We start from the raw sequence: 22,996 nt of genomic DNA, 5'->3' as shown, positions 1-22,996 counted from the left end.
ACAGCATTGATGAGGGCGAAGCCCTTAACATCCCGCCTAATACCGACAGTATGGTGGGTTTTTATGTCTTTCCTAGTGAAATGACCCAAGTAGCAGGCAATCAGTATAAGGTAGAAAAGCTTCCCGATAGTGATGCTGGGGTAGTAGGTCAGCCGGTTTATGCCAAACCGGAGAAAGCGGACAAGCTGTTATTAAGTCTGTTACCCCGTGGTGCAAAAATACAGATTGGCGATAAAAAAGGTAAGTGGGGCAAAATCGACAAACTGCTCGTTGGTAAAGTTTATCCGTCATTGCCCAAAGATGATGACGGTAACTTACAGGGCTGGATTGATTTAACTCACTTAAAGGCGGTGGTTAAGCCCCTGATAATGGATGAGGTGAAGGTGCTGGAAATACCTTACCCCGTTAAGGCGGGAGAGTTAATGGGGTATCCGGGAATATATCAGGGCCTAAGTGCTGCCGAGCAGACAATGGATAGCCCGTTACTGGTTCATCTCGAAGTCTTTACTCCAGAAGAGATGCCTGCCTTTATAGAACTTACCAAGACACGGGCAGTGCAACAAATAGAGGATAAAAAAGCGCTGCTTAAAGTCAACCGTGATGCTGTATTGTACCACGCCTCAACGGCGGAGAAAGAGATTGCCACCGACGTTCAGGTTGCCAAAGTGGCAGAGTCCAGAGCGAAAGGGAAATGGTTGGAAGTCAAAAAGCAACGGATCGGTGTTATTGATAAAAAATATTTAAGTGCTTATCGTTCTTTAAGTAGAAAACCGATTAAAGCAGAATACACGATCGGTGCGGAGCATAAACAATCTGTTGCAGATGCGTTGAATATCGATCTGATGGAAGTCCCTGATAAGGTGTTTTTCTACGGTGAATGTTTAAACCGCTTGGGAGCTCGAGTTACGACAGTCTCCCCTGACAAGACTCATCCTCTGAGGGAAATACATTTTACACCGGAGAATGACAGTGCCTCTTATTGGATTGAGGCCAATAAACTGGATGCCAAGGGGAAAAAAATCGATCCAAATCAGAGGATATCTGCCTGGATGAAACATCCATTACAGATGGATAATAAACAGGCCGGCAAGGTCTATTTTGAGCAGGTTTTTGCTAAAAGCGAAATTGAAGAGACAGAACATTGGGCAAGTGACGCTGAAGGCTCGTTTTGGTGGCAACTGAAAACCGGTAACAAAGACAGTGTGATCGGCACGGACAGTTTTGCCGAAGTGGAAGGATGGGTAAAATGCGCTGCCCCGGCGGTCACTCGCCATCATCCGTGGGAATGGCCCTTGTTTCATACTCTACAGGAAACCGCCACCCCCGCACAGGAGTTGGAGCGTAACCACCGGTTGCGTTTAGATCCTGCTGATCGGACTGAACTAATGCAAGCGCTGTATAAAATTCTAGGTGGTACGATGCGGCAAGTCGCTGACAGTGAGGAGCAAGAAGATACTGGCCTACTGAAGGCGGAAAATTTAAAAACGGCGCTGAGATACCCTTGGCTATCACAGCAATTCTCTCATCTGATTGTGAATTATGAGAGCGAGTGGTTTGCGGATAAGGCACTGAGCAAATGGCATCAATTGGATGAAATGCTGAAAAAATATCTCTGTCTGCCCCAGAGTGAAGCTGAAACAGCAGAGGCTTATAAAAAACGTCTGGAGATAGAATTAGCACCTTGGCAGGCAGAAAAGGAACAGCGCATTAAAAAGTTGCTGTGGTGGGATGACGTGGCAGGAAAGCATGGTTTTCCGGTGGATGCTAAGGTATGGCATTTTCATCCGGTGGGGATGCTTTCAATAACTATAGATTTGGATAAAATTATCAGGGAGATTGGTGATATTATTTCTCATGGAGAGGGTAATTATGAATCTTATAACACCGGAACAAAAGGGGTTGATGGTGGAAAAGTTGGGTTTTCTTTTGTTAATCCACCGCCAGGAACCGTCACAGGAAAAACTATAAATGAAATTTTAGAAACTGATGCGTTATCTGGTACGAATGTAAATAGAATGTTTGCGACAGGAAAGTACCAAACTGTTATAAGAACCCTCCGGAGCGCTAAGTTAAAAATGAAATTGACTGGTGATGAATTATATGACTCCGAAATGCAAGAGCGAGTTTTTCGCGAATATCTCATTGATAAGGCAGGCCAAGGGGCTTTGGGGCTTTTTGTCAAAGAAAGGGTTGGTACACTAAATGCAGCTCAGCTTGCTGCAGCAAAGGAGTGGGCGTCGATAGCAGCACCATCTGGTGAAACTATTTCTGATGGAAGAGTATCAGATGGTACTCTATCCTATTATGAATCAGCAGCTAACTTTGCTAATCAGCAATCAACGATTCGTTTAAGAGAGAAGTTACTGGAAATTTGGAGTCCACAATGAAAGTAAACATGATGTCACTTGTATTTGTTTGTTGCTTTATTGGCTATCTTGCTTGTGCCAATGGTGAAAGTATCAGCCGCAAGGCTTTGGGTGACGGAGGGGTTAAAATAAAAATAAACTATCCAAATAGCGACGGGTGTTCTTTTTCTTTCAGTCCTGTAAATTTCTGTGATGATAGACATACAATAATAATTAACAAGGCGCTTGCAGAGAAATCACCAAATTTTTTTAAAGATTACATATTAATATCAATCTCTGAACGTAAGAAATACCATCAGCGTTCAATTGTGGTGATAAATAGTTTAAATGGTGAAGTATATCCTGTGCCTATTGATACTTACTCTGGGAGGAATTCAATAGAAGATGGTAAGATTAATTTTAACTTAGAAAGTAATAAGTTATGTATTGAGGGGGATATCCTTGTTTACAGAGCTATAAAAAGTGGTTATTTTTGCTTCATCTTAGAAGGGGGTAAATTCACTGGGTATTCCACAGCATATATGAAATGATTAAAAGATATGTTATCTGAATGATATTTTCAGATAACCATGCTTCCCCTATGGATGCCACGGTGTGGCATTTTCGTCCAGTGTGGGCCTGTGATAAACCAGCGCATACTGGAGACTGATGTTTAAATTACACTATCCATCAACAGTAAAACCAACCCTGGCGGATATCTATTGTTGATAAAGATATCTGCCAGAAGTATGAGAATGTGGCAGCAACCCCGCCTCCACGATCCCGACTATGCTGTAGGAGATCCCCATAACGCAGGAACGATTTCATGCAGGCATTTGATATCCAAAGAATGGCATTTGACGAGACCACGCCAGAGTTTCTGGCCGAGGTGGCGCTACGCTGCCTGTTCACTTTTTTGCTGGTGTTTATCTTCTTAAAAATGACTGGGCGACGCGGTGTACGCCAAATGTCGCTGTTTGAAGTGCTAATCATCCTGACTCTGGGGTCCGCCGCTGGTGACGTCGCGTTTTATCACGATGTTCCTTTGCTACCGGTGCTGATGGTGTTTGTTTCCATCATGGTGATGTACCGCTTTTCCACCTGGCTGATGGATCGCTTTCAAAAACTCCAGACCTGGATGGAGGGCGAGCCGTTGATTCTGGTCAGTGAGGGGCTGTTCGATTGGGATATTCTGTGCCGGGAAAATATCACCCACGATGAGTTCTTTATGGAACTCCGTCAAGCCGGTGTTGAGCACTTGGGGCAGGTGAGATTGGCCATTCTAGAGGTGAACGGCACTATATCGGTATATTTCTACCCGGATGAGCAGGTACGGCCCGGGTTACCGGTGTTACCGGCAAAATGCGTCAAAAGCGTGGTTGAGATTGATGTGGAGGGCGATTACGCCTGCGGCATGTGTAGCCTGATCTCCACCTTGAGGCCATCACCCGAACACGACTGCCCACGCTGTGGCAACCGTAAATGGATCGCGGCACTGTCCCATAGCCGGGTAAGCTGAATACAGCACAAAAAACCGCGTTAACCCGCTGAATACGCCAGTGTCACAGCGTTTTATGGCACAAATAAACCCAGAGGCCGCAGAGCCTGTTATTTGCGGTCTCGCCAGTTTCCTGCCCTTGGAACAATAAGCATTGCAGCCGGGTTACGTGAGTGATAAAACCGATAGAGTTGGTTAACATCAGCGTTAACCTCGGGCATATGTCGAAAGCCGGTTTTACGGCGCACAGTGAATGTGGTGAGGGGAAATGACTCAGGTTTATAATTTTAGCTCAGGCCCGGCGATGCTGCCGGTTGAAGTGTTGCGTCGTGCGGAACAAGAGCTGTGCAACTGGCACGGTCTTGGCACTTCGGTGATGGAAATTAGCCATCGCAGTAAAGAATTCATCGCCGTCGCCGAACAGTCCGAACAGGATCTGCGCGATCTGCTGAAAGTCCCCGCCAACTATAAAGTGCTGTTCTGCCACGGTGGTGCCCGCGCGCAATTCGCCGCGCTGCCACTGAACCTGTTGGGCGATAACACCACTGCCGACTATATCGATGGCGGCTACTGGGCGCACAGCGCGATCACCGAAGCGGAAAAATACTGCCAGCCTAAGGTGATTGACGTTAAAACCACCGTTGACGGCTTAAGCGGCATCAAGCCGATGAAAGAGTGGCAACTGAGCGATAATGCGGCTTATGTCCACTATTGCCCGAACGAAACCATCGACGGCGTGGCCATTGATGAAACGCCAGATTTTGGTGATAAAGTGGTGATTGGCGATTACTCTTCGACCATCCTTTCCCGTCCGTTGGATGTCAGCCGTTTCGGCGTTATCTATGCGGGCGCACAGAAAAACATTGGTCCGGCAGGCCTGACGCTGGTGATCGTGCGTGATGACCTGCTGGGTAAAGCGCGCCGTGAAGTCCCGTCGATCCTGGACTACACCGTGCTGGCAGAAAACGACTCGATGTTCAACACGCCGCCAACCTTCGCCTGGTATCTGTCTGGTCTGGTCTTCAAATGGCTGAAAGAGCAGGGCGGCCTGGTGGAAATGCAAAAGCGCAACCAGGCCAAGGCCGAGTTGCTGTATAGCACTATCGATCAGTCGGACTTCTACCGTAGCCGCGTGGCTGTTGCCAACCGCTCCTGGATGAACGTGCCGTTCCAGCTTGCCGATGCCGCACTGGACAAAGTGTTCCTGAGCGAGGCAGAAGCCATTGGCCTGCAGGCGCTGAAGGGCCACCGTGTAGTTGGCGGCATGCGTGCTTCCATCTATAATGCGATGCCGTTGGCGGGCGTGAAGACTCTGACCGACTTTATGGTCGACTTTGAACGTCGCCATGGTTGATAGCCACCGCCCGCATTGAACGGGCGGTCGTACCGCTGTTGTCCTTTTGCATTAAAGCGGCTCCGGCATTATCCCGGGGCCGTTTTGTTTATCAGATTCTGGAGAGTTTTGTTCACATGGTGGATTCCCTGACGTTACAACCGGTTGCTTTAGTCGATGGCACCGTCAACTTACCCGGCTCCAAGAGCGTATCCAATCGGGCTTTGCTACTGGCTGCGCTGGCGCGGGGAACGACCCGGCTTACCAACCTGCTGGACAGCGACGACGTGCGTCATATGCTGAATGCCTTGCAGGCGCTGGGGGTGAATTACCAACTCTCTGACGATCGCACCACCTGTTCCGTTGAGGGCAACGCTGGCCCATTGGTTGCCACGCAACCGTTGGAGCTGTTTCTCGGTAATGCCGGTACGGCAATGCGTCCGTTAGCGGCGGCACTGTGCCTGGGAGAGGGCGACGTGGTGTTGACCGGTGAGCCGCGCATGAAAGAGCGCCCGATCGGCCATCTGGTGGATGCCTTACGCCAGGGCGGTGCGCAAATCGATTATCTGGAACAAACCGATTATCCACCAGTGCGCCTGCGTGGCGGTTTTCGCGGCGGCGACGTCAGCGTTGACGGCAGCGTTTCCAGCCAGTTCCTGACCGCCTTGCTGATGATGGCACCGTTAGCGGCCCAAGACACCGCTATCCATATTGTGGGTGAGCTGGTTTCCAAACCTTATATCGATATTACCCTGCACCTGATGAAAACCTTCGGTGTCGAGGTTACGCATGATAACTATCGCGTGTTCCATATCCGTGGGCAGCAGACTTACCGTTCGCCAGGCGACTATCTGGTGGAAGGGGATGCCTCTTCAGCATCCTATTTCCTGGCCGCTGCGGCGATTAAGGGCGGCACCGTACGCGTTACCGGTATCGGTAAGAAAAGCGTGCAAGGCGATACCAAATTTGCCGACGTGCTGGAAAAAATGGGCGCGCGCATCACCTGGGGCGATGACTTTATCGAATGCAGCCGCGGCGAGCTCAAAGGCATCGATATGGATATGAACCATATTCCAGATGCGGCGATGACTATTGCCACCACCGCGCTGTTCGCGACCGGGCCAACCACCATCCGCAATATCTACAACTGGCGGGTAAAAGAAACCGACCGTCTGGCAGCGATGGCAACAGAACTGCGCAAAGTTGGCGCAGAGGTCGATGAAGGTGAGGATTACATTCACGTCGTGCCGCCAGGCAAGCTGCAGTTTGCCGAGATTGGTACCTACAACGATCACCGTATGGCGATGTGTTTCTCGCTGGTGGCACTCTCCGATACGCCTGTGACCATTCTTGATCCGAAGTGCACCGCCAAGACCTTCCCGGACTATTTTGAGCAGTTGGCGCGCATCAGCCAGTTGGCTTAATCCTCCCCATTATCCTGGTCAATTGGCCTCGTCTGAGGCCTTTTTACTTGCACTTCTTGTACGCACTCAGCGAGTGAAACTTTGCCAGCGACGTAGCCTTTACGTCGCTCTCCCGCATACCCGCTATACTTTTTTGCGCAATAGTGCCCATATTTTCGACAACCAGACAGTTCTCGGTAACAGTAAACACTACAGACGCGTATAATACGCCCCCGAATCTGCTCCTACTCGGGCAGAGAGCAGGCGTGTTCCTGTGAGGTTTCTACCTGAAGGAGAGAGAAATGACGGCTACAGTTCCGGTGATAACCGTTGATGGACCAAGTGGTGCAGGCAAAGGCACGCTGTGCAAAGCGCTGGCAGAATCCCTTGGTTGGCGTTTGCTGGATTCCGGCGCGATTTATCGCGTACTGGCCCTGGCAGCGTTGCACCATCAGGTGGATATCACCTCTGAAGAGGCGTTAGTCCCCTTGGCCGCCCATCTCGACGTCCGCTTTGTTGCTCAGGACGGCAAGCTGCAGGTTATTTTGGAAGGTGAGGACGTCAGTAATGAGATCCGCACCGAAACCGTTGGCAATACGGCTTCGCAAACGGCTGCATTCCCACGAGTTCGTGAGGCGCTGCTGCGCCGCCAACGCGCATTTCGCGAGACACCGGGCCTGATTGCCGATGGCCGTGATATGGGGACGGTGGTGTTCCCAGATGCGCCGGTTAAAATTTTCCTTGACGCCAGTTCCGAAGAGCGCGCGCATCGTCGCATGCTACAGTTGCAGGAAAAGGGCTTTAATGTTAACTTTGAACGTCTTTTAGCCGAGATAAAGGAACGGGATGACCGTGACCGTAATCGGGCTATTGCGCCACTGGTACCGGCTCTCGATGCTCTCGTGTTGGATTCTACCAGCATGTCGATCGAAGAAGTGATCCAGCGGGCGTTGGCATATGCACATGAAGTTTTGGCGTTGCCGCAGCAATAAGCGCGGCGGCGTTTTTAGCTTTTTGTTATATTTGTCATCGTACTGCATAGCAGTAACTGAATATATCGGGTAAAATTTTACCCCTGTAACCTAAACCTTGTCGGCAGGAAGCCAATGGCAAGGTATGTGAAACAACCCCATTCGGCGGGATGCTAAATGGACGTTAAACTATAGAACCCTGAAGATTAAACATGACTGAATCTTTCGCTCAACTCTTTGAAGAATCCCTGAAAACAATCGAAACCCGTCCGGGTTCCATCGTTCGTGGCGTTGTAGTTGCTATCGATAAAGATGTCGTACTGGTTGATGCCGGTCTGAAATCTGAATCTGCCATCCCGGCTGAGCAATTCAAAAACGCCCAGGGCGAGCTGGAAATCCAGGTTGGTGACGAAGTTGACGTTGCGCTGGACGCTGTTGAAGATGGCTTCGGTGAAACTCTGCTGTCCCGTGAGAAAGCTAAGCGTCACGAAGCTTGGATCACGCTGGAAAAAGCTTACGAAGAAGCTGAAACTGTCGTCGGTGTTATCAACGGCAAAGTTAAGGGTGGCTTCACTGTAGAGCTGAACGGTATTCGTGCGTTCCTGCCAGGTTCCCTGGTTGACGTGCGTCCAGTTCGCGACACTCTGCACCTGGAAGGCAAAGAGCTTGAGTTTAAAGTCATCAAGCTGGATCAGAAGCGCAACAACGTTGTTGTTTCTCGTCGTGCAGTAATCGAATCCGAGAACAGCGCAGAGCGCGATCAACTGCTGGAAAACCTGCAGGAAGGCATGGAAGTTAAAGGTATCGTTAAGAACCTCACTGACTACGGTGCATTCGTGGATCTGGGCGGCGTTGACGGCCTGCTGCACATCACTGACATGGCTTGGAAACGCGTTAAGCACCCAAGCGAAATTGTCAACGTGGGCGACGAAATCACTGTTAAGGTGCTGAAGTTCGACCGCGAGCGTACTCGTGTATCTCTGGGCCTGAAGCAACTGGGCGAAGATCCATGGGTTGCTATCGCTAAACGTTACCCAGAAGGCACCAAGCTGACTGGTCGTGTTACCAACCTGACTGATTACGGCTGCTTCGTGGAAATCGAAGAAGGCGTTGAAGGTCTGGTACACGTTTCTGAAATGGACTGGACCAACAAAAACATCCACCCGTCAAAAGTTGTCAACGTTGGCGACGTAGTGGAAGTTATGGTTCTGGACATCGACGAAGAGCGTCGTCGTATCTCCCTGGGTCTGAAACAATGCAAATCTAACCCATGGCAGCTGTTTGCAGAAACCCATAACAAGGGCGACCGTGTTGAAGGTAAAATCAAGTCTATTACTGACTTCGGTATCTTCATCGGCCTGGATGGCGGCATCGACGGCCTGGTTCACCTGTCTGACATCTCCTGGAACGTTGCAGGCGAAGAAGCAGTACGTGAATACAAAAAAGGCGACGAAATCGCAGCTGTTGTTCTGCAAGTTGACGCAGAGCGTGAGCGCATCTCCCTTGGCGTGAAACAACTGGCTGAAGACCCGTTCAATAACTACCTGTCTATGAACAAGAAAGGTGCAATTGTTACTGGTAAAGTCACAGCAGTTGACGCTAAAGGTGCTACAGTTGAATTAGCAGGTGGTGTAGAAGGTTACCTGCGTGCTTCAGAGGCTTCTCGCGACCGCATTGAAGACGCAACTCTGGTTCTGAACGTTGGTGATGAAGTTGAAGCGAAATTCACCGGTGTTGATCGTAAGAACCGCGTTGTCAGCCTGTCCGTTCGTGCTAAGGACGAAGCTGATGAGAAAGATGCAATTGCAACGGTTAACAACAAACCGGAAGAAAGCAACTTCTCCAGCGCTATGGCTGAAGCTTTCAAAGCTGCAAAAGGCGAGTAATGACGGGGGGCGGCTCTGTCGCCCCGATACGGTAGTTTAGCTGCAAAGCTTGGAGGAACTATGACCAAGTCTGAACTTATTGAAAGACTTGCTGGCCAGCAATCTCATATACCAGCGAAGGCTGTTGAGGATGCAGTGAAAGAAATGCTTGAACATATGGCTGCTACATTGGCTGATGGTGAGCGCATTGAGATCCGTGGATTCGGCAGTTTTTCTCTTCACTACCGTGCTCCTCGTGTGGGACGCAATCCGAAAACTGGTGACAAAGTTGAGTTGGACGGTAAATACGTTCCTCACTTCAAGCCAGGTAAAGAATTGCGTGACCGCGCTAACATCTATGCATAGGTAGTGAACCGGGCATGGTGTTATTGCCTAACATAGTGTTATTGCCTAAGAGAATACGAACGGCACCTTAACTGGTGCCGTTTTTTTATGGTCACAAATTACCTTTTGCTCTACGCCATATCACCTCATTTGCCCTCTGTTGCATTCCCTGATTTCTCAGTCTGCCTCACAAAATAAATAGCATCGCTGTTGCCTGGGAAACTATCTGTCGAGGCGTGCTGCAATACGCGCTATTCCTGTTGGTGACAACATTTCCTCAGCCACATACTTCACACACCCAAGAACCCAACGTGCGGACGTGAAAAACACACTCCCCAGAAAGGATTATTCATCATTAAGCTCACCGTGTCTGACGTGGCATTAGCGCTTGTCCTTGGAATGTTGCCGCTGCTCATCTTGCCTACTTTACCCGACTATCGCGTGCAGATAGTCGTGCTGTTGGCTTCACTACTGCTTATGTTCATGAGTAAATTTTACTGGCGGTTGAGTAAACAGTTGATGTTTATCGCCATCTTTCTGGTGGGTTTTATTTGGGCCACCATTAATGGCACGGTAATGCTTGGTCAGATTGAACAATATTCCGGCACTAAAGTGCAGGTCTTGGGGGAAGTAGAGAGCCTCTATCTGGAAGGAAATAATCAACAGCGGATTGTTTTCCGCGCACATAAAATCAATCAGCGATGGGTCTTTCCACCGTTGTCGATCAGCATCAAGTGGGATGATGCTTTGCCTTATTGCGCCGGGCAACGTTGGTTTCTGACACTGAGTTTGCGGCCGGTGCATAGTCAACTGAACCAGGGCGGATTTGACGGGCAGCGCTGGGCCATTGCGAATCGTCGTCCACTGAATGGATCACTGTTATCCGCGCAGCCATTGACGAGTGATTGTGGCTGGAGACAACAACTTGTCAGTGAGGCTCAGCGACAATTAGCCGATAATGATTTTGCCGGAGTGTTGCTGGCATTGGGCTTTGGTGAAAGCGCACTGATCCCACAACAAACGCGGATAATGTTACAACAAACAGGCATCGCCCATTTGATGGCGATTTCTGGTCTGCATATCACGATTGCGGCGCTATTTGGTTGGCTACTGGTGCGTGGAATTCAGTTTTTTATGCCACAAGACTGGATAAGCTATCGCATCCCGCTTGCTGTGAGTTGGATGGTGGCATTGCTCTATGTCTGGTTGGCGGGGAGCAATCCTCCTGCAATCAGAGCAATGCTGGCACTGAGTTTCTGGATCGTATTAAGGCTAAACGGCATTCTCTTTCATGCATGGCAAGTCTGGCTGGGCTGCATTACGTTGATTCTGCTGGCCGACCCCTTGAATGTGCTGTCAGACAGTTTTTGGTTATCGTGTTTTGCGGTGGGGTCATTAATTTTCTGGTTTCAGTGGTGTCCTTTACCTCAGCGATTTAATCAGGGTTGGAAGTGGGCATGGTTGCGCTGGGGTCACTTACAACTGGGAATGATGTTGCTGCTTATGCCGATGCAGATTGGACTCTTCCAAGGGGTGAGTTTGAACTCATTGCCCGCCAATCTCTGGGCAGTGCCGCTGGTCTCATTCATCGTGGTACCGTTGGTGTTGATAGCCCTGCTGCTCATTTCGTTTCCTTTACTCAGTGGTTGCATGTGGTTCATCGCCGATCGCCTGCTGGTTTTTATTTTCTGGCCGATGCCTTTGTTGCAACAAGGATGGACAAACTTTGGTGAGCGCTGGCTGGCGATGAGCCTCATTGGCTGGATGGGTGTGGTCATATGGCGTTTTCGCTGGTGGCACTCCAACCCTATTTCTGTATGTTCTATGTCAGTGGTGATCACGCTTTGGATGTTTAAAAGTGACAAAGAACAATGGCGTCTGGATATGTTGGATATCGGACATGGTTTGGCTGTGCTGATCGTGAAGAATGACAAGGCCATTATTTACGATACCGGTAATCGTTGGCCGCAAGGGAGTAGCGCTGAACGCACAGTGATCCCCTACCTAAGGTGGCGCGGGATTACGGTTGAACAGATAATTATCAGCCACGATCATGCCGATCACGGGGGAGGGTTGCCTGAAATGCAAAGTGCATTTCCATTGGCAAGTGTGCGGACTCCTTGGGCGGAAAGCGGGCATTTACCTTGCCAGCAGGGGAATCAATGGCATTGGCAAGGACTGGATTTTACCGTGCTATGGCCTGAAAACGCAGCTAATAATGCAGGCAATAATGAGTCTTGCGTCATTCGTGTCACTGATGGGCAGTTCTCGGTGCTCTTAACAGGGGATATCGAGCAAAAAGCCGAACTGGCGCTGGTACGTCAACTTCGTGGGGAATTGGCTGCCGATATTCTGCAGGTTCCCCATCACGGTAGCTCGACATCGTCCAGCCCACCTTTTTTACGCGCTGTCCGGCCTGAACTCTCCCTTGCTTCGGCTTCACGCTATAATGCATGGCGTTTGCCGTCGAAAAAAATAGTCAGCCGATATGCGGAAAATAACGCAAATTGGCGCGATACTTCACGCTCTGGTCAGCTAAGTGTGTTTTTTTTCGGCAACTACTGGCAAATAAAAGGATTTCGGGAACAATTAATGCCACGTTGGTACCATCAGCGGTTTGGCGTAAGGGGTGATAATGCGTAGAATAGGCCGCTATTTCTTCCAATGCTGGTTAATTGCATGATGAATGATAAAGATCTCTCCACCTGGCAGACATTCCGTCGCCTTTGGCCGATGATCGTCCCGTTTAAAGCTGGTCTGATTGCTGCGGCCATTGCGCTAATTCTTAATGCCGCCAGTGATACCTTCATGCTGTCATTGCTAAAACCTTTACTCGACGATGGGTTTGGCAAATCGAACAGCTCTATCCTGATGTGGATGCCGCTGGCTGTCATTGGGTTAATGCTGGTACGTGGGATTACAGGGTTTGTATCGAGTTACTGTATTGCCTGGGTTTCCGGTAAAGTCGTGATGCAAATGCGTCGTCGCCTGTTTGGTCACATGATGAATATGCCTGTGGCATTCTTCGACCAGCAATCGACCGGTACGCTTTTGTCACGTATCACTTATGACTCGGAGCAGGTTGCCTCATCTTCTTCGGGGGCGTTGATCACCGTGGTTCGTGAAGGCGCCTCTATTATCGGTCTGTTTGCCATGATGTTTTATTACAGTTGGCAGCTTTCCCTGATTCTGATTGTTATTGCCCCCATCGTCTCCTTTGCTATCAGATTGGTCTCCAAGCGTTTTCGTGGGATCAGCAAGAACATGCAAAGCACGATGGGTCATGTCACTACCAGTGCAGAACAGATGCTGAAAGGGCATAAAGAAGTGCTTATCTTCGGGGGACAGAAAGTTGAAACCGAACGTTTCAACAAGGTAAGCAACCTGATGCGTCAGCAAGGGATGAAGATGGTCTCTGCCTCGTCGATCTCTGACCCGATCATCCAACTGATTGCCTCTCTGGCTCTGGCGTTTGTTCTTTATGCCGCGAGTTTCCCGTCGGTGATGGAAACGCTCACCGCAGGTACCATTACCGTTGTGTTCTCTTCAATGATTGCATTGATGCGTCCGTTGAAGTCACTGACCAACGTGAATGCGCAATTCCAGCGGGGTATGGCGGCGTGCCAAACGCTGTTCTCTATTCTGGATATGGAGCAGGAGAAAGATGACGGTAAGCTTGAAGTAGAGCGCGCCAAGGGTGAAATCGAATTCCGCAACGTCACGTTCTACTATCCGACTAAAGAGACGCCAGCGCTGCGCGATATCAATCTGCATATTCCAGCAGGTAAAACCGTGGCTCTGGTTGGACGTTCAGGTTCCGGCAAATCGACAATTGCCAATCTGCTGACGCGGTTCTATGACATCCAACAGGGCGAAATCCTCATGGATGGTCACGATCTGCGTGAATATACGCTCTCTTCGTTGCGTAATCAGGTCGCTCTGGTTTCGCAAAATGTCCATCTCTTCAACGATACAATTGCCAACAATATCGCCTATGCGCGCAGCGATCATTATAGTCGTGAGGAAATTGAAAAGGCTGCCCGGATGGCCTACGCGATGGACTTCATTGATAAAATGGATAATGGTCTTGATACCATTATCGGTGAGAATGGTGTCCTGCTTTCCGGTGGGCAACGCCAACGTATCGCGATTGCCAGGGCGTTATTGCGAGACAGCCCGGTTTTGATCCTGGATGAGGCCACTTCCGCGTTGGATACCGAATCTGAGCGGGCTATTCAGGCAGCCCTCGATGAGTTGCAGAAGAACCGTACATCTCTGGTTATCGCTCACCGATTGTCTACGATCGAGAAAGCGGATGAAATTCTGGTCGTTGAAGATGGGCGGGTGGTTGAGCGCGGTGGACACCATGAGCTGCTTGAACATAAAGGTGTTTATGCACAACTTCATCGGATGCAATTTGGCCAATGATTGAACGCATCTGGTCAGGGCGCTCGCCGCTATATCTGTTCTTATTGCCATTGTCATGGCTGTACGGATTCGTGACTTTTGCGATTCGCTGCAGTTATCGGGCAGGATTAAGACGAAGTTGGCATGCGCCCCGGCCAGTTGTCGTGGTTGGCAATCTGACCGCTGGAGGTAATGGTAAAACGCCCGTCGTTATCTGGCTGGTTGAGCATCTGCAGCAGCGAGGATTGAAAGTTGGTGTTGTCTCCAGAGGTTACGGCGGCAAGGCCGATCACTATCCTTTGGTTCTGACTTCGACCACGCAAACGTCAGAAGCCGGGGATGAACCCATGTTGATATTCCAGCGGACCGGTGCGAGCGTTGCTGTGGCTCCCAAGCGGGTGGAAGCTGTTCAGGCATTATTGAAGCAAAATGATGTAGACATCATTATCACTGACGATGGTTTGCAACATTATGCATTGGGCCGTGACTTTGAGATTGTGGTGATCGACGGCAAGCGGCGCTTCGGCAATGGTTGGTGGCTACCGGCTGGACCTATGCGCGAGAGGGCCTCACGGTTGAAAACAGTTGATGCCGTCATCGTCAATGGGGGGGAGGCGCGAACCAAAGAGCTCGGAATGACGCTGGCGCCATCTCTTGCAGTTAATCTTGCGACGGGGCAACGTAAACCTGTTGAAGAGTTGGCATCAGTCGTGGCGATGGCAGGAATTGGCCATCCTCCGCGTTTTTTTGCCACGCTGTCAGCATTGGGAATGAAGACAGAGCGCAATGTCACTTTCGCTGACCATCAGGCCTACAGTCTTGAACAACTCTCGGTTTTGACGCAGGGTGATCAGGTTTTGCTGATGACTGAAAAAGATGCGGTCAAATGCCGTAATTTTGCGCAATCCAATTGGTGGTATCTCCCGGTCGATGCCGTTTTTGATCGGGCGTCTGGCGAGCAATTATTGGCAAAGATTATGGGATTGATTAAATAAATCCCGTTTTCCAACGATGAGTTGTAAATTTAAAAAGAATAGTTTCAATAAGATAAAATTTATCTGACGTTACTTATTCAATTACATTATTAAAGAGTTGCGCTTATGGTATTTTTATGAGTAAATGCTTGTCGGCCTGTGATACAGGCGTATTTATGTTTGTGTTTAGAGTAAAGCAGTTCCTCCAAAGACGTTATCACCTGATTCCGCTTCCATGATGAACCTTCTGACTAAGTGCCTCCCATAAGTAACGTATCTGAAAGATCGGCCATCTATGCCATATGGCAATTAATTAATAGTATAAAAGTGCTCAAAAGCGGTTTAATTCGAAAACTTTACGTTGGGCAACAGCATCCGAACAATAATAAAAAGCGTTGTCATGGATGCCCACAAAAAAGGAAATAATAATATGATGTTAAAAATGGGTCGCGTGAAATGGTATAACCAAATGAAAGGTTACGGCTTTATTTCACCACTGGATGGCAGCAATGATGTTTATGTCAGTCGCACGGCAATTGCCAATACCGGCAGTAAGTCACTGAATGAAGGTCAATGCGTCGAATTTACTACGTATAAAAGTGTTTACCACGGCCCAGCCGCCGCGGACGTCATTGCCTTCTGATGACTCATTTCGCCAGCGCTAACCTTTACAGGTTTTACGCGCTGGCGAAAATATGTTATCGATATCCATTGAATAGTTATCTTGGATATCGTAATGCCAGCACAGGTTATCTCCCTCTCCACTGCGCGCGTGCTTCATCTTGCTGCTCAGGGTCTTAAAAATCCTCCTACGCGCAAAGCGACGCCAGCCGATCTGCTTGACGTTATCCGTACCATGGGTTTGCTGCAAATAGACACGATCAGTGTGGTTGCGCGAAGTCCTTATCTGGTGTTATTCACTCGCCTTGGCGACTATCCTGCTGAATGGTTGGAAAACGCACTGGCTGCAAAACAGCTCTTTGAGTACTGGGCGCACGAAGCCTGCTTCATCCCAATCGAAGATTTTGCACTGCTCCGCCACCGCATGCTTTATCCGGAACATCTCGGATGGAAATACTCCCCAGAATGGCGAGAAAAACATCATCAGGATATTGAGGATTTGTTGGGGCATATCGCACAAAATGGTCCGGTACGTTCAGCCGATTTTTCCCGTGAGAACAAAAACAGCACGGGCTGGTGGGATTGGAAACCAGAAAAACGTCATCTGGAAACCTTGTTTACTGCCGGAGAGTTAATGGTCAGTGAGCGCAAGAATTTTCATCGCGTTTACGATTTAACCTCACGCATACTGCCGGATTGGAATGACGATCGCGACACACTTTCTGCTGCTGAGGCGCAGTACGAGATGTTGCGCCGCAGTAGTCAATATCTGGGTATTTTCAAAGCGGAGTGGCTGGCCGATTACTATCGACTGAAACGTATTCCGCTGAGAGGCGTCATCAACCGTCTTGAAGAAGACGAAGAGATCGCGCAGGTCAGCGTTGAAGGATTCAGTGAACCCTTTTATGTACACCACACTCTATTCCCTCTGCTGGCACAATCAGCATCCCAATCAATTACCTCAACGGTAACCTCTTTGCTTTCGCCATTTGATCCGATCGTTTGGGACAGAAAGCGTGCTTTAGCCTTGTTTAATTTCGATTACCGGATTGAATGTTATACGCCGCAGGCCAAGCGACAGTATGGTTACTTCGTCTTGCCGATTCTTCATCGGGGTGAGTTGATTGGGCGGACGGACGCCAAGATACACCGAAGAGAACAGGTTTTCGAAGTCAAAGCACTCTATCTTGAACCGGGGACCAAAGTGGGATCGCGGCGGATCAACGATCTGACCAAGGCGATCAGCCAATGTGCGCGATGGCATGGTGCGACCCGCGTGGTGATTGGCGCGGTGCCGGAAGCATTGCGCGCAAGCTGGCAGGGTGGATGGGAAATCGTGTAAAAAAATCTGGTCAAGGCGGGAAGTATTTTTGCCGGGCGACCCTCTGCGTATTTATGATCACCCACAGCGATTAACGGTCTGGGAAGGGTTATGATATCCTTTCAATCTTTGGTTTTATTCAGATATCTCCAACGTGGAGGAAGCATGGATCATCGTTTGCTTGAAATTGTTGCGTGTCCGGTTTGTACCGGGAAACTCTATTTCAATAAAGAAAATCAGGAATTGGTGTGTAAAGTGGATGCACTGGCTTATCCAGTGCGCGACGGGATTCCGGTTTTGCTGGAAAACGAAGCGCGTTCCCTTTCGGTTGATGAGAAACATCCATGAGTTTTATTGCAATCATTCCAGCTCGTTATGCTTCCAGCCGCTTACCGGGTAAGCCGCTTGCCGACATCAATGGTAAGCCAATGGTGGTGCATGTCATGGAGCGGGCGTTGGAGTCTGGTGCGGATCGGGTTATTGTCGCGACCGACCACCCTGATGTCATGAAAGCCGTTGAAGCCGCAGGTGGGGAAGTGTGCATGACCCGGCCTGATCATCAGTCAGGCACGGAACGCCTTGCCGAAGTCATCGAACGCTATGGTTTCTCTGATGACGAGATTATCGTCAACGTCCAGGGTGACGAGCCGCTCATCCCGTCAGTAATTATTCGTCAGGTTGCTGAAAACCTTGCTGCGTCGCAGGCGGGAATGGCAACACTGGCTGTCCCTATCGAGAGCGCTGAAGAGGCGTTCAATCCAAATGCTGTGAAAGTGGTTATGGATGCGCAAGGGTATGCTTTGTACTTTTCCCGGGCGACGATTCCCTGGGAGCGTGAAAGGTTTACCCATTCCCGTGACAACATCGGCGATCACTTCCTGCGGCATATTGGCATTTATGCTTATCGCGCGGGTTTCGTCCGCCGTTATGTGACCTGGGAGCCAAGCGCATTGGAGCAGATTGAACTGCTCGAACAATTGCGCGTTCTCTGGTATGGCGAGAAAATTCACGTTGCGGTGGCGAAGGCCATTCCTTCTGTCGGTGTAGATACACCGGAGGATTTGCAGCGCGTACGGGATCACTTCTCGCAAGTAAAATAGGTATATAACCGGGATGAATTCCTTCATTCCGGTTGATTCTTTTCTTTTGGCATCAATCCTGACTATTCTGAATTCCCACTGGTTTTATCCGCTGTTCTTTGATCTGTATTGAAGAAATCATCCGCTGATACTCACATGATAGTGCTGCATTTTCGCTTACGCGCAGGATATCTATGGAACAGTTAATCGCAGAGTTGAGTATTGTCCTTGGTGAATCTATTTCGCGACTTGAATGCGTAAGCGAGCAACCTTACGCCCATCTTTATGCCATGTATGACAAAGAAGGGAATGCGATCCCGCTTTTGGCGAAAAGCTATGTTTGTCCAGGCGTTGCGCAGCAAGAGGCCTATAAATTATCGATGTTGGCGCGCGATGGCTATGTGCGTTTGCCGACGGTCTATGGTTTGGTTGTCACCAGTCAGGCGCCATACAAAGAGATCCTGCTGATGGAGCGGTTGCGCGGTGTGTCAGTTGAGGCACCCGCACGTACGCCGCAGCGTTGGGACATGCTGATGGATCAAATCGTTGAAGGTATGTTGGCGTGGCACCGTATTGACAGCCATGGCTGTGTGGGGACGGTCGACAGTACGCAAGAGAATAACTGGCGCAGTTGGTACATGCAAAGGGTCGAGGTGTTGTGGTCGACGGTCATCAATATGAATTCGTCACAAATAACGCTGGAAGATCGCACCGCGCTTTACCGTGCCAAAGGCAGCTTGCCGCGCCTGTTCGAGGGATTCAATGACAGTGCCGTATTGGTACATGGCAATCTCAATCTGCGCAGTATGCTAAAAGATCCGCGCAGCGATCAACTGCTGGCGATGCTCAATCCAGGCAACATGTTATGGGCGCCGCGGGAATACGATCTGTTCCGCCTTTGTGATGATGGCTTATCCGGGCAACTGTTATACCGTTATCTACAGAAAGCGCCAGTTGCTGAGTCCTTCGTCGCGCGCCGCTGGTTGTATGTCATGTGGGAAGCGATCGACCGGTTCTTGCACACGGGCAAATTCGATCGTCTGGCCTTTGAAAATGCCAATAAACAGTTGCTTCCGTGGCACGAATAATCTGGGTTAACGATCGTCACCTTTAACCTGCTGCCAGAGCTGGCCCAACTTTTCGTACCAGACCCTTTCGCTATGCGACAGATACATTGCCTGCGGCAGGACTTTCTCCCACCAATTCAGTGGAGACTCGATCGCCAACTGATTTGCAGGCACCGGGATGGGATGCAACCCTTTTTTCTGGAAGAAGACGATAGCTCGGGGCAGATGGTTTGCTGATGTGACCAGCAGGAAAGGGTCGCTACCGACCAGACGTGCGACTTCTTCGGCTTCCTGCCCGGTATCCCGAGGTTTATCCAGTAAAATAATATCCCTGTCGGGCACACCCAGACTCTCGGCTACCAATGCAGCCGTTTTCGCACTGCTTACCGGGTTGGTTTTTGCGGCAGCGCCGGTAAAAATCAGTTTTGACCCAGGATGCGCCAGATACTGACGAACGCCTTCTGCTACGCGCGGCAGACTGTTGCCAATCAGGTTTGAACTGGGTGCCCAAGAGGGATTGAAAGTATAGCCACCGCCAAGCACCACGATATAGTTGATCGCCACTTGTTCGTTATAGGTTGGGCGTCCGTTATAGGTTGGATAGCGTGACTCAACGGGTTTTAACAGGCGATCGGCGATCGGTTGCAAGCTTAGCAGCAGCAAAATTAACCAACTGAGAGAAAAAAACACTTTCCCTGTTTTTTGCCAGCGGGTAAACCACAGCAAAATGAGGGCCACAGCCATCAGCGCCAACAGGAAAGGAAGTGGCATGAGCAGGCCACCAACAACTTTTTTCAGGTCAAATAACATCTAAAACGGGTCCTTTTGGGCGAAAAACCGACATCCAGGCAAGATAGCGCGCCAAGAAGATTCATTCTAAGCCAGCCTGTGCCAAAATAGCAGGTTTGAAGCGAACTCATTCACTCTGATGTAACAGATTTATCGGGCGGGGCCGATCTCCATGCAGGATCGCAATTTTGACGACATTGCTGAAAAGTTCTCACGCAATATCTATGGCACAACCAAAGGTAAGATTCGTCAGGCGGTACTGTGGCAGGATCTCGACGGACTGTTGGCCCAGCTCCCTCAACGGCCATTGCGGATTTTAGATGCCGGTGGCGGCGAGGGATTAATGGCCTGCGAATTGGCCGCTTTAGGACATAAGGTATTGTTGTGTGATCTCTCAAGTGAGATGATCGCGCGGGCGAAAGTGGCTGCACATGAAAAAGGTGTGAGCCAGAACATGCAATTTGTACAAAGTGCGGCACAAGATATCGCACAGTACTTGGAACAGCCGGTTGATCTGATATTGTTCCATGCAGTGTTGGAATGGGTGGCCGATCCGCAACAGGTATTACAGGCGTTAGAAGCCTGTCTGGCACCCGGCGGGGCACTCTCCCTGATGTTTTTTAACTACAATGGGCTGTTGATGCGACACGTTGTGGTAGGTAATTTTCTCTACGTCAATGAAGGGATGCCTATCAAGAATAAACGTTCGTTGTCACCCGATCACCCGCTTAATCCCCCCGATGTTTATCGGTGGCTGGAAGAGATGGGGATGTGCATCAGTGGTAAAACCGGCGTGCGGGTTTTCCACGACTATTTGAAGAATAAGCAGCAACAAACACAGGATTTTGCCGAACTACTGGCGTTGGAACAGCGCTACTGCCGGCAGGAACCGTTTGTGAGTTTGGGGCGCTACATTCACGTTATGGCGCATAAACCCAATCTGAAGGACGAATTATGAGTGAATTTTCCCAGACTGTACCCGAACTGGTCGCCTGGGCCCGGAAAAATGACTTCTCGATTTCGCTCCCAACGGAACGACTTGCCTTTCTGTTGGCGATTGCGGCCCTCAACGGTGAGCGCCTTGATGGTGAAATGAGCGAGGGCGAACTGATAGATGCATTTCGCCACGTCAGCAAAGGCTTTGAGCAAACGAATGAAACCGTGGCGGTGCGCGCCAATAACGCCATCAATGATATGGTGCGCCAACGTCTGATCAACCGCTTTACCAGCGAACTGGCGGATGGCAATGCCATTTACCGTCTGACGCCGCTGGGCATTGGCATTACGGATTACTACATTCGTCAGCGCGAATTTTCAACGCTGCGGCTTTCCATGCAGTTGTCGATGGTTGCGCAGGAACTGAAACGCGCAGCCGATGCGGCGCAAGAGGGCGGTGATGAGTTTCACTGGCATCGAAACGTGTTTGCGCCACTCAAATACTCGGTCGCAGAAATTTTCGACAGTATCGATATGACCCAGCGGATCATGGATGAACAGCAGCAGGGTGTAAAAGAGGATATCGCTGCGTTGCTGAACCAGGATTGGCGGGCGGCGATTTCCAGTTGTGAAATGTTGCTGTCGGAAACGTCCGGTACACTGCGGGAGTTGCAGGATACGCTTGAAGCTGCCGGTGACAAACTGCAGGCCAATCTGTTCCGTATTCAGGAAGCGACGATGATTGGAATCGAGCTGGGTTTTGTCGATAAACTGGTGTTTGATTTACAAGCCAAACTCGACAGAATCATCAGTTGGGGCCAGCAGGCTATCGATCTGTGGATCGGCTATGACCGACACGTACATAAATTTATCCGTACGGCGATCGACATGGATAAAAACCGGGTATTTGCCCAGCGCCTGCGGCAATCGGTTCAGAACTATTTTGACAGTCCATGGACGCTGACGTTTGCCAATGCAGATCGCCTGCTGGATATGCGTGATGAAGAGCTGGGCTTGCGCAGTGAGGAAGTGACCGGTGAGTTGCCACCTGAGCTGGAGTTTGAGGAGTTCAGCGAGATCCGCGAGCAATTGGCTGCACTGATCGAACAGGCTCTGCTGATTTATCAGCAACAGAATACCCCGCTGAATTTAGGGTCAGTGATGCGCGAGTATCTCACCCAATGTCCGCGTGCCCGTCATTTCGATGTGGCACGTATTGTGGTCGACCAGGCTGTACGCCTGGGTGTGGCTGAAGCAGATTTTTCAGGGTTGCCGGCTGAATGGCAGGCAATCAATGATTACGGAGCCAAGGTGCAGGCCCATGTCATCGACAAATATTGAACAAGTAATGCCAGTAAAACTGGCACAGGCGTTAGCCAATTCGTTGTTTCCAGCGCTTGATAGCCAGTTGCGCAGTGGCCGCCATATCGGCATTGATGAACTGGACAATCATGCCTTCCTGATGGATTTTCAGGACGAACTGGAAGCATTTTACACGCGTTACAGCGTTGAACTGATTCGTGCGCCGGAAGGATTTTTCTATCTGCGCCCGCGTTCTACCACGCTTATCCCGCGCTCGGTGTTATCCGAGCTGGATATGATGGTCGGAAAGATCCTCTGCTACCTCTACCTCAGCCCGGAACGTTTGGCGCACGAGGGGATTTTCAGTCAGCAGGAGCTGTACGACGAACTGTTGAGTCTGGCGGACGAGAGCAAATTGCTGAAGTTTGTTAACCAGCGCTCTACCGGCTCCGATCTGGATCGTCAGAAGTTGCAAGAGAAGGTGCGCACGTCACTCAACCGCCTGCGTCGTTTGGGCATGATCTATTTCATGGGTAATGACAGCACCAAATTTCGTATTACCGAAGCGGTATTCCGCTTTGGTGCTGATGTCCGTAGCGGTGATGACGTGCGCGAATCGCAACTGCGTATGATCCGTGATGGTGAAGCCATGCAGGTGGAAAACAGTCTGTTACTGAATGATGAAAGCGACGATGAACAGCAGACTGGAAATGCGTCAGAAAGCGGAGAGGATGAATAGG

At 49.9% G+C, this 22,996-nt stretch carries 20 protein-coding genes; 19 read left to right on the top strand and 1 reads right to left on the bottom strand.

Going from position 1 to position 22,996, the window contains the following annotated elements:
* Positions 1-80 precede the first annotated feature (80 nt).
* The 16 genes from ACLQ7H_RS22430 to ACLQ7H_RS22355 all read left to right on the top strand — a co-directional run bounded on the left by ACLQ7H_RS22430 (position 81) and on the right by ACLQ7H_RS22355 (position 19,250).
* Positions 81-2,387 (top strand): hypothetical protein, encoded by a 2,307-nt coding sequence (locus tag ACLQ7H_RS22430; protein WP_411754564.1) that lies wholly within the window; start codon positions 81-83, stop codon positions 2,385-2,387.
* Positions 2,384-2,896 carry a hypothetical protein gene (locus ACLQ7H_RS22425; RefSeq protein ID WP_411754563.1) on the top strand — a complete coding sequence of 171 codons (513 nt, stop codon included), beginning with the start codon at positions 2,384-2,386 and terminating at the stop codon, positions 2,894-2,896. The genes ACLQ7H_RS22430 and ACLQ7H_RS22425 overlap by 4 nt, the downstream gene beginning before the upstream one ends.
* A gap of 275 nt (positions 2,897-3,171) precedes the next feature.
* Positions 3,172-3,864 (top strand): DUF421 domain-containing protein, encoded by a 693-nt coding sequence (locus ACLQ7H_RS22420; RefSeq protein ID WP_411754562.1) that lies wholly within the window; start codon positions 3,172-3,174, stop codon positions 3,862-3,864.
* Positions 3,865-4,111: 247 nt separating this feature from the next.
* A complete protein-coding gene (serC, locus tag ACLQ7H_RS22415; protein WP_411754561.1) occupies positions 4,112-5,197 on the top strand; it encodes a 3-phosphoserine/phosphohydroxythreonine transaminase in 1,086 nt (361 codons plus the stop codon).
* 116 nt (positions 5,198-5,313) lie between these two features.
* On the top strand, positions 5,314-6,600 hold the full coding sequence (gene aroA / locus ACLQ7H_RS22410; protein ID WP_411754560.1) for a 3-phosphoshikimate 1-carboxyvinyltransferase: 1,287 nt from the start codon (positions 5,314-5,316) through the stop codon (positions 6,598-6,600).
* A gap of 281 nt (positions 6,601-6,881) precedes the next feature.
* Positions 6,882-7,571 carry a (d)CMP kinase gene (cmk, locus tag ACLQ7H_RS22405; protein ID WP_411754559.1) on the top strand — a complete coding sequence of 230 codons (690 nt, stop codon included), beginning with the start codon at positions 6,882-6,884 and terminating at the stop codon, positions 7,569-7,571.
* Positions 7,572-7,762: 191 nt separating this feature from the next.
* Positions 7,763-9,436, top strand: a complete 1,674-nt coding sequence (gene rpsA, locus ACLQ7H_RS22400) for a 30S ribosomal protein S1 (protein ID WP_411754558.1) — start codon at positions 7,763-7,765, stop codon at positions 9,434-9,436.
* Between the two features lie 60 nt (positions 9,437-9,496).
* Entirely contained in the window at positions 9,497-9,781 is a 285-nt protein-coding gene (ihfB, locus tag ACLQ7H_RS22395) for an integration host factor subunit beta (protein WP_114191982.1), read from the top strand.
* A gap of 345 nt (positions 9,782-10,126) precedes the next feature.
* On the top strand, positions 10,127-12,403 hold the full coding sequence (locus tag ACLQ7H_RS22390) for a ComEC family protein (RefSeq protein ID WP_114196258.1): 2,277 nt from the start codon (positions 10,127-10,129) through the stop codon (positions 12,401-12,403).
* A gap of 36 nt (positions 12,404-12,439) precedes the next feature.
* The gene (gene msbA / locus ACLQ7H_RS22385; RefSeq protein ID WP_114196263.1) at positions 12,440-14,188 is read left to right on the top strand and encodes a lipid A ABC transporter ATP-binding protein/permease MsbA; all 1,749 of its coding nucleotides are present in this window, start codon (positions 12,440-12,442) and stop codon (positions 14,186-14,188) included.
* Positions 14,185-15,162: a tetraacyldisaccharide 4'-kinase gene (lpxK, locus tag ACLQ7H_RS22380; protein WP_411754557.1), complete on the top strand. Its 978-nt coding sequence runs from the start codon at positions 14,185-14,187 to the stop codon at positions 15,160-15,162. The genes msbA and lpxK overlap by 4 nt, the downstream gene beginning before the upstream one ends.
* A 409-nt stretch (positions 15,163-15,571) precedes the next feature.
* The gene (locus ACLQ7H_RS22375; RefSeq protein ID WP_114196264.1) at positions 15,572-15,784 is read left to right on the top strand and encodes a cold-shock protein; all 213 of its coding nucleotides are present in this window, start codon (positions 15,572-15,574) and stop codon (positions 15,782-15,784) included.
* Between the two features lie 93 nt (positions 15,785-15,877).
* The gene (locus ACLQ7H_RS22370; protein ID WP_411754556.1) at positions 15,878-17,104 is read left to right on the top strand and encodes a winged helix-turn-helix domain-containing protein; all 1,227 of its coding nucleotides are present in this window, start codon (positions 15,878-15,880) and stop codon (positions 17,102-17,104) included.
* Positions 17,105-17,248: 144 nt separating this feature from the next.
* Positions 17,249-17,431, top strand: a complete 183-nt coding sequence (locus ACLQ7H_RS22365; RefSeq protein ID WP_114196261.1) for a Trm112 family protein — start codon at positions 17,249-17,251, stop codon at positions 17,429-17,431.
* Positions 17,428-18,183 (top strand): 3-deoxy-manno-octulosonate cytidylyltransferase, encoded by a 756-nt coding sequence (kdsB, locus tag ACLQ7H_RS22360; RefSeq protein ID WP_114196262.1) that lies wholly within the window; start codon positions 17,428-17,430, stop codon positions 18,181-18,183. The genes ACLQ7H_RS22365 and kdsB overlap by 4 nt, the downstream gene beginning before the upstream one ends.
* A 173-nt stretch (positions 18,184-18,356) precedes the next feature.
* On the top strand, positions 18,357-19,250 hold the full coding sequence (locus tag ACLQ7H_RS22355; protein WP_411754555.1) for a YcbJ family phosphotransferase: 894 nt from the start codon (positions 18,357-18,359) through the stop codon (positions 19,248-19,250).
* A gap of 6 nt (positions 19,251-19,256) precedes the next feature.
* On the opposite strand, the gene elyC is transcribed toward ACLQ7H_RS22355, so the two are convergent.
* On the bottom strand, positions 19,257-20,039 hold the full coding sequence (gene elyC / locus ACLQ7H_RS22350) for an envelope biogenesis factor ElyC (protein ID WP_411754554.1): 783 nt from the start codon (positions 20,037-20,039) through the stop codon (positions 19,257-19,259).
* A gap of 151 nt (positions 20,040-20,190) precedes the next feature.
* Between elyC and cmoM the strand changes: the two genes are divergently transcribed.
* Genes cmoM through mukE form a run of 3 tightly spaced genes read left to right on the top strand, consistent with a single transcriptional unit; the run spans position 20,191 to position 22,995 of the window.
* Positions 20,191-20,976, top strand: a complete 786-nt coding sequence (cmoM, locus tag ACLQ7H_RS22345) for a tRNA uridine 5-oxyacetic acid(34) methyltransferase CmoM (protein WP_411754553.1) — start codon at positions 20,191-20,193, stop codon at positions 20,974-20,976.
* Positions 20,973-22,295: a chromosome partition protein MukF gene (gene mukF / locus ACLQ7H_RS22340; RefSeq protein WP_411754552.1), complete on the top strand. Its 1,323-nt coding sequence runs from the start codon at positions 20,973-20,975 to the stop codon at positions 22,293-22,295. Before cmoM ends, mukF begins: the two co-directional genes overlap by 4 nt.
* Positions 22,276-22,995 carry a chromosome partition protein MukE gene (gene mukE / locus ACLQ7H_RS22335; protein WP_114196153.1) on the top strand — a complete coding sequence of 240 codons (720 nt, stop codon included), beginning with the start codon at positions 22,276-22,278 and terminating at the stop codon, positions 22,993-22,995. Before mukF ends, mukE begins: the two co-directional genes overlap by 20 nt.
* Position 22,996 lies beyond the last annotated feature (1 nt).

It is taken from the genome of Serratia sp. (in: enterobacteria) (assembly GCF_046715635.1).
Lineage (GTDB): Bacteria > Pseudomonadota > Gammaproteobacteria > Enterobacterales > Enterobacteriaceae > Chania.
The sequence above is the reverse complement of the archived record's forward strand: the minus strand, read 5'-3'. Positions and strand labels throughout refer to the sequence as shown.